General features: G+C 52.2%; 12 protein-coding genes. 5 read left to right on the top strand and 7 right to left on the bottom strand.

The window, feature by feature from the left end; all coding sequences use genetic code 11:
* Positions 1–84: 84 nt before the first annotated feature.
* Positions 85–498: a small heat shock chaperone IbpA gene (gene ibpA, locus DAQ1742_RS00335; protein ID WP_035345192.1), complete on the bottom strand. Its 414-nt coding sequence runs from the start codon at positions 496–498 to the stop codon at positions 85–87.
* 337 nt (positions 499–835) lie between these two features.
* On the opposite strand from ibpA, the gene DAQ1742_RS00330 reads away from it, so the two are divergent.
* Positions 836–1207: a YceK/YidQ family lipoprotein gene (locus DAQ1742_RS00330; protein WP_035346428.1), complete on the top strand. Its 372-nt coding sequence runs from the start codon at positions 836–838 to the stop codon at positions 1205–1207.
* A 50-nt stretch (positions 1208–1257) separates the two neighbouring features.
* Here DAQ1742_RS00330 and DAQ1742_RS00325 read toward each other — a convergent pair whose 3' ends face one another.
* On the bottom strand, positions 1258–2544 hold the full coding sequence (locus tag DAQ1742_RS00325) for a DUF3748 domain-containing protein (RefSeq protein WP_035345196.1): 1287 nt from the start codon (positions 2542–2544) through the stop codon (positions 1258–1260).
* Between the two features lie 232 nt (positions 2545–2776).
* Between DAQ1742_RS00325 and bhsA the strand changes: the two genes are divergently transcribed.
* On the top strand, positions 2777–3034 hold the full coding sequence (bhsA, locus tag DAQ1742_RS00320) for a multiple stress resistance protein BhsA (protein ID WP_035345199.1): 258 nt from the start codon (positions 2777–2779) through the stop codon (positions 3032–3034).
* Between the two features lie 72 nt (positions 3035–3106).
* Here the strand turns inward: bhsA and DAQ1742_RS00315 are convergent, their stop codons facing one another.
* Both DAQ1742_RS00315 and DAQ1742_RS00310 read right to left on the bottom strand, forming a co-directional pair.
* Entirely contained in the window at positions 3107–3811 is a 705-nt protein-coding gene (locus DAQ1742_RS00315; protein WP_035345202.1) for a FadR/GntR family transcriptional regulator, read from the bottom strand.
* A 140-nt stretch (positions 3812–3951) separates the two neighbouring features.
* Positions 3952–5340 (bottom strand): glutamine synthetase family protein, encoded by a 1389-nt coding sequence (locus tag DAQ1742_RS00310; RefSeq protein WP_035345205.1) that lies wholly within the window; start codon positions 5338–5340, stop codon positions 3952–3954.
* Positions 5341–5826: 486 nt separating this feature from the next.
* Between DAQ1742_RS00310 and uxuA the strand changes: the two genes are divergently transcribed.
* On the top strand, positions 5827–7011 hold the full coding sequence (gene uxuA / locus DAQ1742_RS00305; protein ID WP_035345208.1) for a mannonate dehydratase: 1185 nt from the start codon (positions 5827–5829) through the stop codon (positions 7009–7011).
* Positions 7012–7045: 34 nt separating this feature from the next.
* On the opposite strand, the gene yidA is transcribed toward uxuA, so the two are convergent.
* Positions 7046–7861: a sugar-phosphatase gene (gene yidA / locus DAQ1742_RS00300; RefSeq protein WP_035345209.1), complete on the bottom strand. Its 816-nt coding sequence runs from the start codon at positions 7859–7861 to the stop codon at positions 7046–7048.
* Between the two features lie 226 nt (positions 7862–8087).
* Here yidA and DAQ1742_RS00295 point away from each other — a divergent pair, with 226 nt between their 5' ends.
* Positions 8088–10097 (top strand): methyl-accepting chemotaxis protein, encoded by a 2010-nt coding sequence (locus DAQ1742_RS00295; protein ID WP_035345211.1) that lies wholly within the window; start codon positions 8088–8090, stop codon positions 10095–10097.
* A 113-nt stretch (positions 10098–10210) separates the two neighbouring features.
* On the opposite strand, the gene uspA is transcribed toward DAQ1742_RS00295, so the two are convergent.
* Positions 10211–10645: a universal stress protein UspA gene (gene uspA / locus DAQ1742_RS00290; protein WP_035345213.1), complete on the bottom strand. Its 435-nt coding sequence runs from the start codon at positions 10643–10645 to the stop codon at positions 10211–10213.
* Between the two features lie 560 nt (positions 10646–11205).
* On the opposite strand from uspA, the gene uspB reads away from it, so the two are divergent.
* Positions 11206–11541 carry a universal stress protein UspB gene (gene uspB / locus DAQ1742_RS00285; protein ID WP_035345215.1) on the top strand — a complete coding sequence of 112 codons (336 nt, stop codon included), beginning with the start codon at positions 11206–11208 and terminating at the stop codon, positions 11539–11541.
* Positions 11542–11680: 139 nt separating this feature from the next.
* On the opposite strand, the gene pitA is transcribed toward uspB, so the two are convergent.
* On the bottom strand, positions 11681–13186 hold the full coding sequence (gene pitA / locus DAQ1742_RS00280) for an inorganic phosphate transporter PitA (protein ID WP_180706200.1): 1506 nt from the start codon (positions 13184–13186) through the stop codon (positions 11681–11683).
* Positions 13187–13384: the final 198 nt, after the last annotated feature.

Here is a 13384-nt window from a genome sequence, read left to right as displayed (position 1 = left end):
CCCAAATGGCGAACGGATACCCAGGCAACCCGGCTATCGGCCCGGTTGCACGTCAAACATCAAAGCCTGAAAAGAGGCCTGCGGTTATTTGATTTCGATACGGCGCGGTTTGAGGGTTTCTGGAATGATCCGCTGCAAATCGATAAACAGCAGCCCGTTTTCCAGATTGGCCCCTTTAATTTGAATGTGTTCGGCCAGTTGAAACTTGCGTTCGAAATTGCGCTCGGCAATGCCCTGATAGAGATAATTACGCACGCTGGCTTCGCCGCTGTGCGCACCTTTGACAATCAACATATTGTCGTGAGCCGTGATTTCCAGCTCATTCTCGGCAAACCCGGCAACGGCAATGGCAATGCGGTATTGGTTTTCATCAACCAATTCAACGTTATAAGGAGGATATCCGCCATTACCCTGGCTCTGGCCGGCTTCCAGCAGATTAAACAGGCGGTCAAAACCAATTGCAGAACGGTACAGCGGGGAAAAATCGGGGTTACGCATAAACTGCCTCCTAACGTGCAGCGAGGTCTCACCATGATTGCCCTCCTTAACGGACGGGCTCCTGACCACAACAGCATGAGTCAAACATCGGGTTTGCCTCACGACGCGATACCCTGTCGGCGTATCTCTGCGGGTCTGTTATCTATCTGGTGTCGGCTCGGCGTTTTTCAACAGCGCTAACAAAAATTTCTGATTCTTTCCGCACATTGGGCAGAATCACACGTTGCTACTGGACAGCGAGCACATTTTGCTAAAACATGTGAAACGCTTGGCGAATTCGCTGTGCGAGAACACCGCCGTCAACCACGTAACCGGGACGCTTTCTCAAGGTAACATGATGACCATACTGAAAAAGACCTCACTATCATTCATTCTATGCGGGGGAATGTTGGTGACGTGTGGCGGTTGCTCAAGCGTAATGACCCACTCCGGTGGTGAACAGGGTTACTACTCCGGTACAAAGGCGAGCGTCGCCACGCTAAAAGATGACAACACCAGTTGGGCGATGATGCCGATGGTGGTGCTGGATGTGCCGTTTTCCGCCACGCTCGATACCCTGTTGCTGCCTTATGATGCCTACCGCAGCCACAGCGACCAGCACAGCACCTCGGCGCGTGACAGGCTTGAGGAGTATGAACGCCGCAAACAGCCCAACCCGCCTATCTTACCGACTCAAATACCGGTCACGCCCAACACGGCCAGCCACTGACAGGGAATCACAGCCCCTGACGTGGCAGGCGCAAAGAAAAGCCGCTCCGGCTAAACGGCCAGCGTCACCACGAAAATCTGATTCACGCCCCCGATATTGCGTAGATAGGCAATACGTCGGCCATCAGGTGAAAACACCACGGCATCGCCTTCTGGCGGCATGTCGCTACGCACGGTCTGGCGAATCAGGCGACCGGTCGCAACTTCGCACACCATCACGCTGTTATCACAGATAAACGCCAGGTACTGCCCGTCTGGATGCCAGCTAAACGCAGACTGTATCGGCCAGTCTGCGTGCGTGACCTGCCGTGGCGCGCCGCCATTTGGCGACACCGTCCACAGTTGCACCACGGCGTTATCATCTTTCATTAAAAACGCGATTTCGCCGCCATCCGGCGAAGCACGTAACCAGTGACGAGGCTGATTCACCAGCCCCGGATAAGGTCTATCGGCGGTGAACGTCAGGCGGCGTTGGCGTACACCTGCCGGTGGCGCAGGCAAGGCGCTGTCACTGCCACCCAAGGGATGCACACCAGAAACGGCATAAGCCTGCATTTGTTCGGGTAAATCAACAATAAACACGTCTGCCACCCGCTCCCCGCGCGCCGAGCAGGTGTCGCCGATAAAAGCCAGCGCCCAGCGTTGACGTTGACCATCCGCACGTAAGTAGCCTTGATTGCCAACCCACCCCTCTTCGTAAGCGCGGTTAATCTCATCGCTGCCGGGGCGAGGGTGAGGCGTTGTCTCGCTGACCAAAACGCAAAAGTGGCTACCATCATGCTCGCGGGGATGGCGGTGCGGAGCGACGACCGGATGTAACGGCACGGCGACCCCGACATTGCGCAAATCCAGCGCGGGATCGCGCGCGTGCAGCACATGGTCGTTATAGGTAAAACTGAGTCGGCTGCCATCAGCGCTGAAAACATGCACATGGCTGCCGCCGCGCAACGCACCGGCAAGATAAGGGGGCGTCAACACGCAGGCATCCAGCGTCGTTGCCCGCGTGCGGTTCTCATCCGCAACCACCACGCCACGGCGATGGTGGAAATCATATTGCCAGTGCTCATCAGGTTGTTCCGGGCCATGAATAAATACATAGCGCTGCGGCAAGGTTGGGCTACCTGTCGCCACACCGACGTGGGCACCTTGTGTGGCACGGTAAATCACTTCACGCTGGCCGGTATCCACCTGCACCCGTTCAATCGTCAAGCCAGTGAATGAAGAACCGTGAGGGCGAACATCGTAAATCAACCACTTGCCGTCACATGTCCAGATATTTATATTGGTTAACTGATGTGATGAAGCATCAAATGTTACCTGCCTGTCTTCATTTGTCACAAATTTACCACCTTAATTACTTAACCCGGCATATCATAAAAAAACCCACAAAAAACAACAAAACCAATAAAAATCATTGTATTGATTGCAAACCCTGACTGTATTTTCCATCAAAAAAATAGAAAGATATCGTCAACAACCTCCGTTTTCCACGCAGGTCTGTGAGGCGTAACCTTGGCGTCATCGAAAGGACAAACGCCTTTCAACACGATTATCGAAAAAGGAAAGAGAGATGAAAAACGTCAAAACCCTGGCGATCGCCGCTGTACTGACCACCCTGTCATTTGGTTCATTCGCCGCGCAGAGTGTTAACTACGCGCAGGCACAGCAGCTGGAAAAAATCGGCGCGGTGTCCGCGACTGCCAACAGCCTGAGCACGTTGCAGGATAAACTGGCAGAGAAAGCCCGTGCAGCAGGCGCGTCTGCTTATACCATCACCTACGCTGGCGGCGACGATACCCTGCACGGCAACGCCGTTATCTACAAATAACCGCGCATAACAGCATGACCCTCAACCCCGGTGCCTGTGTCCCCCCGGGGTGTTTTTATTTCCGGGCGAGGCTTAATTGGCGGCGTCGTCATCGCTAAACAAATGATCATAAACATGTTGCAGATGCTGCATCATACTCTGGCGCGCCCGCGCCGGATCGCGCGCTAAAATGGCGGCGGCTATCTCGGTATGATCCTGATTCATAATGTGGGGAATATCGGGGTCGGCATAGAGCGTTTCCAGCCGCATAAACCGGCTACTCTGGCGCTTGTTCCACAGGTATTCCATCATGTCCTGCAATACCTCATTGCCAGACATTTCGCTAATCAACAGATGAAAGCGTTTATCTTCATGCAGAAACTGCGCATCGTTAACGTGCAGTTGACTCAATGCCTGAGCAAGCTCGGAGAGCGCTGCGCGTTGCTCGTCCGTGGCATGCACCGCCGCCAGTTCAGCCATCATTGACTCATACACCTGACGCGCCTGAATAAATGCCCGCAGGCTGAACTCGTCTTCCGGCAGCGCGGCACCAGGCACATCGGGCAGCGGGTCGTTAACGTAAATCCCATTACCGGTGCGAATCTCCACCCAACCGGTTATCTCCAGCGCAATCAACGCCTCACGAATTGATGAGCGACTGACGCCCAGCTGTTTTGCCAGCTCACGCTCTGAGGGCAGCAACTGCCCGGCAGCAAACTGCCCGTTTTTAATGCAGCTAATCAACAAATTAGAGATTTGCCGATATAACCGCTCAACTTTTAGTGTGGGTAGCACCATATCCCCTCAGGCCCCTGTCAGCCGTTTTCCACGAGAAGCGATAAAATCACAACGCGCAGCTTACCATAGCTAACGGTGGCATCTCTTCCTCATGCTCCGTCCCTGCGGGCCTCTGCCATCATCGTATAGGGCGTATCGCATCAGTTTTCAAAGAACATCGCGCTTTCTTCCTGTGTGACTTTTCTTTCAAAGGCATCAAGCTCAGAACGCTTACAGCAGACCCACTGGCGAGAAAATTCATCTCCCAGGCTTTTTGTCAGGTAAGAATTTTGCTCAAATACCTCAATCGCGTGTTGCTGAAATAAAGGCAAATCAGGAATTACCATCATCGCCTCATTCAGTGAGTCCTCTGGCATATTTTCCAGCCCATAGAGAATTCCGCTAAGGATCGTTGCCATCACTAAATAAGGGTTTGCATCGGCCCCCGCCAGCCGATATTCGATACGACGGCTATTACTGTCAGAGCACGGAATACGTAGCGCGGCACGTCGATTATTATATCCCCACGAGTTAAAAATAGGCTCATTTAAGTTTTTACGTATTCGCCTGAAAGAGTTTACATGCGGAGCAACGATCGCCATTGACGCAGGCATCATATTTAACAACCCGGCAATACCGCGTTTCATAATGGTATTTAATTTATTATTTTGAGAATTAAAAACATTATTCCCCTGAGCATCATTCAAGCTAATATGAAAATGCAGGCCACTTCCTGAAACGTGTGAAAAAGGTTTGGCCATAAAATTTGCTTGATACCCAAACTCACTCGCCACGATACCGGTAAGCCGGCGTAATGCTAATACTCGCTCACAGATATCAACAACATGGTGAGAGTGAGGCAAATTGAGCTCATACTGCCCTGGCTCTGCTTCACTCACGATCCCGGCGAGCGCAATGTGCTGTTCTTCAGCAATATTTTCCAGTTTCTCGATAAATGGCCCATGTCTGGAGGGCACCGCCATATGAAAGCAACCTAATTGGGGCCTTGCCGGGCTCTGTTTATCGATTAAATAAAACTCAATTTCCGGGGCAATGACAGGGTAGAAACCATAACGCTGTAACTTCCCCACGATTTTTTCAAGAATTGCTCTTGGCTCAAGAGAATATAAATCACCTTTGGCATCTCTCATGGATAAAAGAAGCTGTGCATTATCTTTCGAGCCATATGCGCAGGGGCGCAATGTACCTATAACCGGCAGGCATAATCTATCTGGTTCATCGGAAAAAACGGGATCATGACAGACAACATGACCATCACCATTCATGGCATAGATTGATTGAGGGAAATAACATCCATTTGCGACAGCCAGCAGAGCGTCAACCGATATTCTTTTACCTCTGAAAATACCATTAACGTCATTCAGATAAATATCAACATGTTTTGTCTCGGGGTAGCGCATGAGATAATGTCGCACTTCCCGGTGGAAGTCGCTCTGCAATGAAGCATTGAGTAAATTAGTCACACCCTTATTCAGGCTTGAGCTGGCATTGTTTTTAGCACAAGAAGAGAAATGCATTATATCGTTCATAATATTCTTTCAAGAATGCCTGACGGCGACAGGTAAGATTATAAGAACTCTATTTCTGATTGATACAAATCAAATATAAAAATCACACCTCATCGAGTAAAAAAATCATATATAAAAATAACTGCACTTCCATACCACTCAGGCCCTCGTATTCAAAGACACGGCCTATAATCAGTATCAAGCGCACTCTGCGGCCTCCACCGCGAATGCCGCGATGGGCAGCGCCCATCAGGTGGGCAAGGGGTCATGGTACTGAGCGTGATAACCCCGCCAAGCCGCCCGATTCATACTGGTAATGTGTTGCCCCGTTCATGTACCACCCTCAATTAGTGATTCAGATCACAGAAAATTAGCTACAGGTAGTGAATAGTTATGCGGTCTGGTGGCCTGACCACCAGACCATGAGGGCATACTGACGTGTGTCCCTCACTCTGTCGTTTTAATGTCGTGGTTTTCACTTACGCAACCGCTTTAAGGAGCGACGCTATGGAACACACCTGGCGCTGGTATGGCCCTAATGATCCAGTTTCACTGGATGACGCGCGCCAGGCAGGCGCAACCGGTATTGTCACCGCCCTGCACCATATCCCGAACGGTGAGGTATGGAGCATCGAAGAGATTAAGCAGCGCCAGGCGTTGCTGGCAGAGAAAGGGCTAGTCTGGTCGGTCGTGGAAAGCGTGCCGGTGCACGAATCCATTAAAACCCAGACCGGTGATTACCGCCGTTATATTGCTAACTATCAGCAATCTCTGCGCAATCTCGGCACCTGCGGTATTGATACCGTGTGCTACAACTTCATGCCGGTACTGGACTGGACGCGTACCGATCTGGAATATCCGCTGCCCGACGGCTCACGCGCCCTGCGTTTTGATTACATCGCGTTTGCCGCTTTTGAGCTGCACATTCTGCAACGCCCCGGCGCACTGAGCGAATACAGTGATGATGAACAGCGTCAGGCAGCCGCGTGTTTTGCCGCCATGACGGAGGCTGAAAAAGAGAAACTGACGCGCAACATCATTGCAGGCTTACCCGGCGCTGAAGAGGGGTACACCGTCGAGCAATTCCGCGCCCAGTTAGCGCAGTACGATGGCATCGACAAGGCCACACTGCGCGAACACATGGCGGAATTCCTGCGCGCCATTGTGCCGGTGGCAGAAGAGGCCGGCATCGTGCTGGCGGTTCACCCGGATGACCCGCCGCGCCCGATTCTTGGCCTGCCGCGTATCGTCTCCACCCTTGAAGATATGCAGTGGTTAAAAGAGACCGTAGACAGCATCCATAACGGCTTTACCATGTGTACCGGCTCTTACGGTGTGCGGGCGGATAACGACCTGGTGAAAATGATTGAAACCTTTGCCGATCGTATTCACTTCACCCATCTGCGCGCGACTTGTCGCGAAGCTAACCCGAAAAGTTTCCACGAAGCCGCCCATCTGAATGGCGATGTGGACATGGTAAAAGTGGTCAAAGCGATTCTGGCCGAAGAGCATCGTCGCCGTCAGCAGGGCAATAACCGTGCCATTCCGATGCGCCCCGACCATGGCCACCAGATGCTTGATGACCTGAAGAAAAAGACCAACCCGGGTTACTCGGCCATTGGTCGGTTAAAAGGGCTGGCTGAAGTGCGCGGCGTGGAGCTTGCCATCAAACAGACGTTTTTTAACGACTGAGCCACCGCCCACTTGAACGTTTGGCCTCCGCTGGTCAAACGTTCAACACAAACTTCTCTATCGCGTAGGCGACGCCGTCCTCGCTGTTATCACGGGTGACAAACTGGCTGATGGCTTTAACAGATTCAATCGCGTTACCCATCGCCACACCCAGCCCGGCAAATTCGATCATCGCCAAATCATTTTCCTGATCGCCCAACGCCATCACTTCATCGCGCTCAAGGCCAAGGTGCTGCGCCAACATTTTTACCCCTTCGCCCTTATTGACGCGCTTATCCAGAATTTCCAGATAAAAAGGCGCGCTTTTCATGATGGTATAACGTGAGAAATCCGCCTGCGGAATACCGGCAATCGCCGCATCCAGGCGCTGCGGTTCATCTATCATCATCACTTTTGGGAAACGAAGTTGACTATCCATTTCCTCAACCGTGCGGTATTTAAGCGGCATTCCGGTCAAATGCGCCTCATGCACGGTATAGGCACTGATATCTTTATTGGCGGTATACAGATAGTTGAAATCAAGCGCATGCAGATGCACACCCAACTCGCGCGATAACGCCTCAAAGTAACGATAATCATCAAAACTCAATGTGGTTTGCGCCACGCACTCGCCATCACTGGTGCGCTGAACCAGTGCGCCGTTGTTTGTAATGCAATAATGCCCTTCGTGCTGTAACTGGAGTTCGCGCAGGTAACGCTCAACGCCGATAAACGGTCGCCCCGTGGCTAATGCGACATAAACGCCTTTCTCACGCGCGGCAGCCACCGCCTGTTTGACCGCCGGTGAAATGCGATTCTCCGGCGTCAGTAACGTGCCATCCATATCAATCGCAATCAATTTTATCGCCATGAAATTCCCCAATGATCTGACTAAACGCGGCTATCCTAACGCGATTAAACCGCATAAAACCAGAAAATCCACTGACGTGTCATCTGCATGTGATTAAAGAAACTTACGCTACGGTCGATGGTAATTTTGAATACAGTAAAAAAATAACCGTCTGTATCTGGCTGTATTTACTACCGCTGTTATTTTTATTTAATTCATTAATGAAGTTGTACAGTGGAGCGCTGCTATGCCTAACCCATTGGTTTCCTATACATCCTCTGAGATTGCATCCGTCAGTACCCTTGACAAACCAGCAGGGAAAAACGCCCTGTCTACACGGGCGCTGGTGCTCGTCACCACCGTCCTCATCATCACTCTGGGGTTTGCTATTACGATTGGTTTTTTACTGTGGCAATCCGGTCAGCAACATAAAGCCAGCGTACAAGATATCCTGGAGCAAACGGCGACAGCCAGCACCTATTCTGTGCAAAACCGCATTGACACCGCGCTGTTAGCCGCCCGCAGTCTGGCGCAAAGCGTTATCAGCCTGCGGGAATCCGGCACGCCGGATCGCGCCACCGCAGAGCAAATCCTGAAGAATGCGCTCAAAAGTCACCCGGAGCTTCTCTCCATGTCACTGGCTTTTGAGCCCAATACATTTGACGGCAAAGACGCACAGTTCGCCAGCCTGCCAGAGCAAGACCCGAAAGGCCGCTTCGTGCGCTATGTCGATCGCGATAACAATGGCCAGGTCGCCCTGCATAACCTGACCGATTACGAAACACCCGGTAGCGGTGATTACTACCTGTTGCCTCGCAAGCTGCAAAAAGAGGTGATTCTTGAGCCCTACAGCTATCCCTATAACGGGGTCGATGTGCTGCTGACGTCGATTGCCGTGCCAATCATGATTGACGGTAAATTCTATGGCTCCGTCACCGCCGACTTTTCGCTGGCGACGCTGCAAAAAATGGTCAATGAGATCAAACCGTTCGGTGGTGCCGGTTATGCCATGATGTTTTCTGCCAGCGGTAATTACATCGCCCACCCCGACGCCGGACGCATTACCAAAAAACTGGAAGGCGACCCCAAACTGCTGGAGAGCATTCAGTCAGGTACGCCGTTTACTTCCACGCGAATGAGTTCGTTCACCCAAAAAGAGATGATGAATGCCTACCTGCCGATTAGCATCGGCAATACCGGCACGCCGTGGATGCTGGGCGTCACGGTGCCGCAAGAGGTCATCCTCGCTCCGCTGGTCAGGCTGCGTTATATCGGCATTATCATGACGCTTATCAGCATTTTGGTGGTATCCGGGGTTATTGCTCTGATTTTTACCCGTAAAGTGCTGCGACCGGTCGGCGGTGAGCCCATCGCAGCGGCAAAAATCGCGCTGGCGGTCGCACAGGGTGATTTAACGCAGCACATTGTCGTGCCGCCGGGCGACACCCATAGCATCTTCTACGCCATGTCCGAGATGCAACAGCAGCTACGCAGTATTGTTGAGCAACTCATGAGCACCAGTGAGTCCGTTAGCCATGGCGCGGCTGAAATCTCGGCAGGCAATGTCGATTTAGCCTCCCGCACCGAGCAACAGGCCTCTGCGCTGGAAGAGACGGCGGCCAGCATGGAGCAGATAACCGCCACGGTGAAACAGAACGCGGATAACGCGCACAGCGCCACCCGTCTGACGCAAAATGCCGCGCATATTGCCCAGCGCGGTGACGAAATCGTCAGTCAGGTTGTGAACGTCATGAGCAGTATTGATGACAGCTCAAAGAAGATCAGCGAGATAACCAGCATCATCAGCAGTATCGCATTTCAGACCAATATTCTGGCGCTCAACGCAGCGGTTGAAGCGGCGCGCGCAGGCGAACAGGGGCGCGGTTTTGCCGTCGTCGCCGGAGAAGTGCGTAGCCTGGCGCAGCGCAGCGCCAACGCGGTCAAAGACATCACCGCCCTGATAGGCGAATCCGCCGAACGCGTAGGCCAGGGGGTCAGCATGGTGGAAAATGCCGGTAAAACCATGCGCGATATGTTATCGGCGGTCACATCGGTTAACGACATCATGAGCGAAATCGTCGCCGCCTCGGATGAACAATCCAAGGGCATCAGCCAGGTGACGCAGGCAGTGCATGAAATGGATGGCGTCACTCAACAAAACGCCGCGCTGGTTCAGCAGGCAACCGCAGCGGCCGCCTCACTTGAGGAGCAGGCGCGGCAGTTGGCCGAATTGGTACAGGTGTTCCGGGTGCACTAATTCCGGTGTCCATGCAAAAATTCCGGTGTCCATGTAAAGAGGCATAGCCAATGGCTATGCCTCTTGTCTCTGACTTCTGATGCTTTTTAGCCCGTTACCCTGCGTTGTACGGCTTATTCCTCTTCATCGCGCAGTGGCACAATCAGCATATCGATGTGTACGGTGTTGATAAGCTGACGAGCAGAGGACATCAACTTGCTCCAGAAGTCCTGATGATGACCGCACAGCACCAAATCAACTTCATATTTGCGGATAGCATCCACCAGCACTTGCCCTAAATCACCGCTACCGCTCAGGGTTTGAGTAATCGGATAACCCGCATTATCGGCAAGGGTTTTCAATGCATTCTGGGTTTCTTCGGAAATCCGCTGCTGCATATCACCCAGATTGACATCAATAAGCCCGGTATAAAGATCGGAGTAATTCACGTCAACATGGATCAAAGAAACCTTGGCATCATAGGGGCGCGCCATCGATACCGCTTTTTCCACTAACACTTTACTTTCCGGTGACAGATCAACCGCGATAAGGATGTGTTTATAAGCCATGATAAGCTCCTTCCTTAATGACTACCTGATGGGTAAGCAGATTATGTCTCCTGCCAGTTCGATAATCTGTAGCGATGAATTAAGCATAGCACCCGCACTTTGCGGGGTTATGTTCAGCAGATCACAACGCTACATATTTTGTAACGGTTGTGCGAAGGCAGGCGGCCGGTGCCCCTGAAGCCCTCGCCAATTACGCCGATAAGGTTCATAGAGGCGCAACATCCCGACCGTGCTTTACAGTGTAGCCGTGTCGCTGGAAAGTTCATTGCACTCCCCCGGTAAAACCGATGTCGCTTCAAAAGAAATCGTGATGTTTAGCATTTTTATGAAGCGTGTGCAGGGGGGTGGAAAAAAAACGCCTGGCTCTTCTACAATGAAATTGAAGGGGGCAATAAACCCACCTCCAGGCAGGGAAAAGAGGTAACGCAAAAATAGGGCGACTCGCCAGGCTGGCTGCCCATCGCATCAATAACCTGTGGCATAACCCCCCACAGATAGGGTGTTAGCAAAAGCCGACACATGAAACCATCTGATGGGTCATAATCCGGGAGGGGAGCATGATGATAAGTACAATTGCGCTTTTCTGGGCTTTATGTGTTGTCTGTGTAATCAATATGGCGCGATATTACTCCTCACTGCGTGTGCTGTTGCTGATATTAAGAGACTGTGATCCACTGCTCTATCAGTATGTGGATGGCGGGGGGTTTTTCACCTCACACGGTCAGCCCAGCAAGCAGTTGCGGCTGGTGCGCTATATCTACGCACAACGTTACCTTGACCACCATGACCCGGCCTTTATCCGCCGCTGCGCGCGGGTACGCGGTCAGTTTATTTTAACCTCAGCGTTATGCGGCCTGGTGGTTATCAGCCTCATTGCGTTAACCATCTGGCATTGAATACGGGCGACAACACAGGGTTGTCCCACCCGGTGCGGGTCATGATGGTAATGCTTCCCCGTTAAGGTTGAGGGGAAAGGGCCAGACATAAAAAAAGCGACCTCACGGTCGCTTTTTCACGAGACTCACGCGAAAACCGTTAAACCAGTTTCAGCGCCAGCCAATAGAGAATCCCCGACATCAGCATCGATACCGGCAGGGTAAACACCCAGGCCAGCAGAATGCTTTTCACCGTCTTACTCTGCACGCCGCCGCCATCAACAATCATGGTGCCCGCCACCGCAGAGGAAAGCACATGGGTGGTGGAAACCGGCATACCGGTATAACTGGCAATACCAATCGATACCGCCGCGGTCATCTGCGCCGATACACCCTGGGCGTATGTCATGCCCTTTTTGCCAATTTTCTCACCGATAGTCACGGCAACGCGTTTCCAGCCGACCATGGTGCCCAGTGATAACGCCAGCGCCACCGCCACAATAATCCAAATCGGCGCGTACTCCACGGTATAGAGCAGATCGCTGCGCAAGTTATTCAGCAGGCGTTTGTCATCTGCCGACGTTTCTGGCAGCTTCGCCACTTTATCCAGCGTATCGGAAATGCACATCAGCAACCGGCGAGCCCGGGCGCGATCGTCCGCGGGCAGTTCCTCATAGTGTTTAACGTTGTTTAACAACACCAAGGCCCTGTCGATCGCTATCATCGCGCGTGAGGTATCGCAGTGGAAATCCGGCTTATTCCCGGTAGACGGGATCACCGCTTCCGGGGCAGGAATGGTCGGCTGAGACAAATCAATCACATGCGCCAGCGAAGCACTATGGGATTGATAATATGTCTGCAAATTGACCACGGCATCACGCGTGCGGCTAATATCATAGCCAGAAGCATTCATGTTGAGCATAAACCCGGCAGGCGCGACACCAATCAACACCAGCATGATGAGGCCAATTCCCTTCTGGCCGTCGTTAGCGCCGTGAGAGAAGCTCACCCCCACCGCCGAGAGGATCAGCGCAGTACGTGTCCAGAAAGGCGGCTTGCGTTTGCCGTCCTGCTTTTCACGTTCAGCAGGCGTCAGGTGCACGCGCTGGCGTTTTTTATTGCCGCTCCAGTAACGGCGCAGCAAATACACCGCCAGCCCGGCCATGATCATCCCAACCACAGGAGACACCAGCAGCGAGAGAAAAATACTGATAACTTTGGGCAGATTAAGCGCATCCACCACCGAGGTATGGGTCATCAGCGCATTGGTAAGACCAATACCGATAATCGAACCAATCAAGGTATGGGAACTGGAAGCCGGTAAGCCGAAATACCAGGTGCCCAGGTTCCAGATAATTGCCGCCAGCAGCATGGAAAACACCATTGCCAGCCCGTGAGCTGAACTGACATTCAGCAGCAGGTCGGTCGGCAACAAGTGTACGATGGCATAAGCGACACTGCCCCCCAGCAGCACACCGAGAAAATTAAATACCCCCGCCATGACAACCGCCAGTTGGGCACGCATCGCACGGGTATAAATAACGGTGGCTACCGCGTTGGCGGTATCGTGAAAGCCATTAATGGCTTCATAGAACAGAACGAAAAGCAGGGCAAGTACCAGCATCAGACCGGTGTGGAAATCAAGCCCGGCAAATAAATGTAGCATAAGTGTTAGGCCATGTAGTGGTCATGAACGCGGCGCATTATCGGCGACAAGCTGAAACGGGAAAAGCAAAATATGACTTTTTTTTGACTTAATTTACGCCAATTTAGCGCCGGAAAACCATTTAGTTAATGAAAATCAACACATTATTGTTTTCAATCAGCGAACTCTCTAATAAATCCACCGCCTGCGCGAAACCCA

This window comes from Dickeya aquatica, from assembly GCF_900095885.1.
Lineage (GTDB): Bacteria > Pseudomonadota > Gammaproteobacteria > Enterobacterales > Enterobacteriaceae > Dickeya > Dickeya aquatica.
Note: the sequence above shows the minus strand (reverse complement) of the source record. Positions and strands in the feature narration are given on the sequence as shown.

Excerpts from the sequence above, each read along its gene's own strand:
- ibpA (WP_035345192.1), bottom strand. The coding sequence starts at position 498 with ATGCGTAACCCCGATTTTTCCCCGCTGTACCGTTCTGCAATTGGTTTT.
- DAQ1742_RS00330 (WP_035346428.1), top strand. The coding sequence starts at position 836 with ATGACCATACTGAAAAAGACCTCACTATCATTCATTCTATGCGGGGGA.
- bhsA (WP_035345199.1), top strand. The coding sequence starts at position 2,777 with ATGAAAAACGTCAAAACCCTGGCGATCGCCGCTGTACTGACCACCCTG.
- DAQ1742_RS00315 (WP_035345202.1), bottom strand. The coding sequence starts at position 3,811 with ATGGTGCTACCCACACTAAAAGTTGAGCGGTTATATCGGCAAATCTCT.
- DAQ1742_RS00310 (WP_035345205.1), bottom strand. The coding sequence starts at position 5,340 with ATGAACGATATAATGCATTTCTCTTCTTGTGCTAAAAACAATGCCAGC.
- uxuA (WP_035345208.1), top strand. The coding sequence starts at position 5,827 with ATGGAACACACCTGGCGCTGGTATGGCCCTAATGATCCAGTTTCACTG.
- yidA (WP_035345209.1), bottom strand. The coding sequence starts at position 7,861 with ATGGCGATAAAATTGATTGCGATTGATATGGATGGCACGTTACTGACG.
- DAQ1742_RS00295 (WP_035345211.1), top strand. The coding sequence starts at position 8,088 with ATGCCTAACCCATTGGTTTCCTATACATCCTCTGAGATTGCATCCGTC.
- uspA (WP_035345213.1), bottom strand. The coding sequence starts at position 10,645 with ATGGCTTATAAACACATCCTTATCGCGGTTGATCTGTCACCGGAAAGT.
- uspB (WP_035345215.1), top strand. The coding sequence starts at position 11,206 with ATGATAAGTACAATTGCGCTTTTCTGGGCTTTATGTGTTGTCTGTGTA.
- pitA (WP_180706200.1), bottom strand. The coding sequence starts at position 13,186 with ATGCTACATTTATTTGCCGGGCTTGATTTCCACACCGGTCTGATGCTG.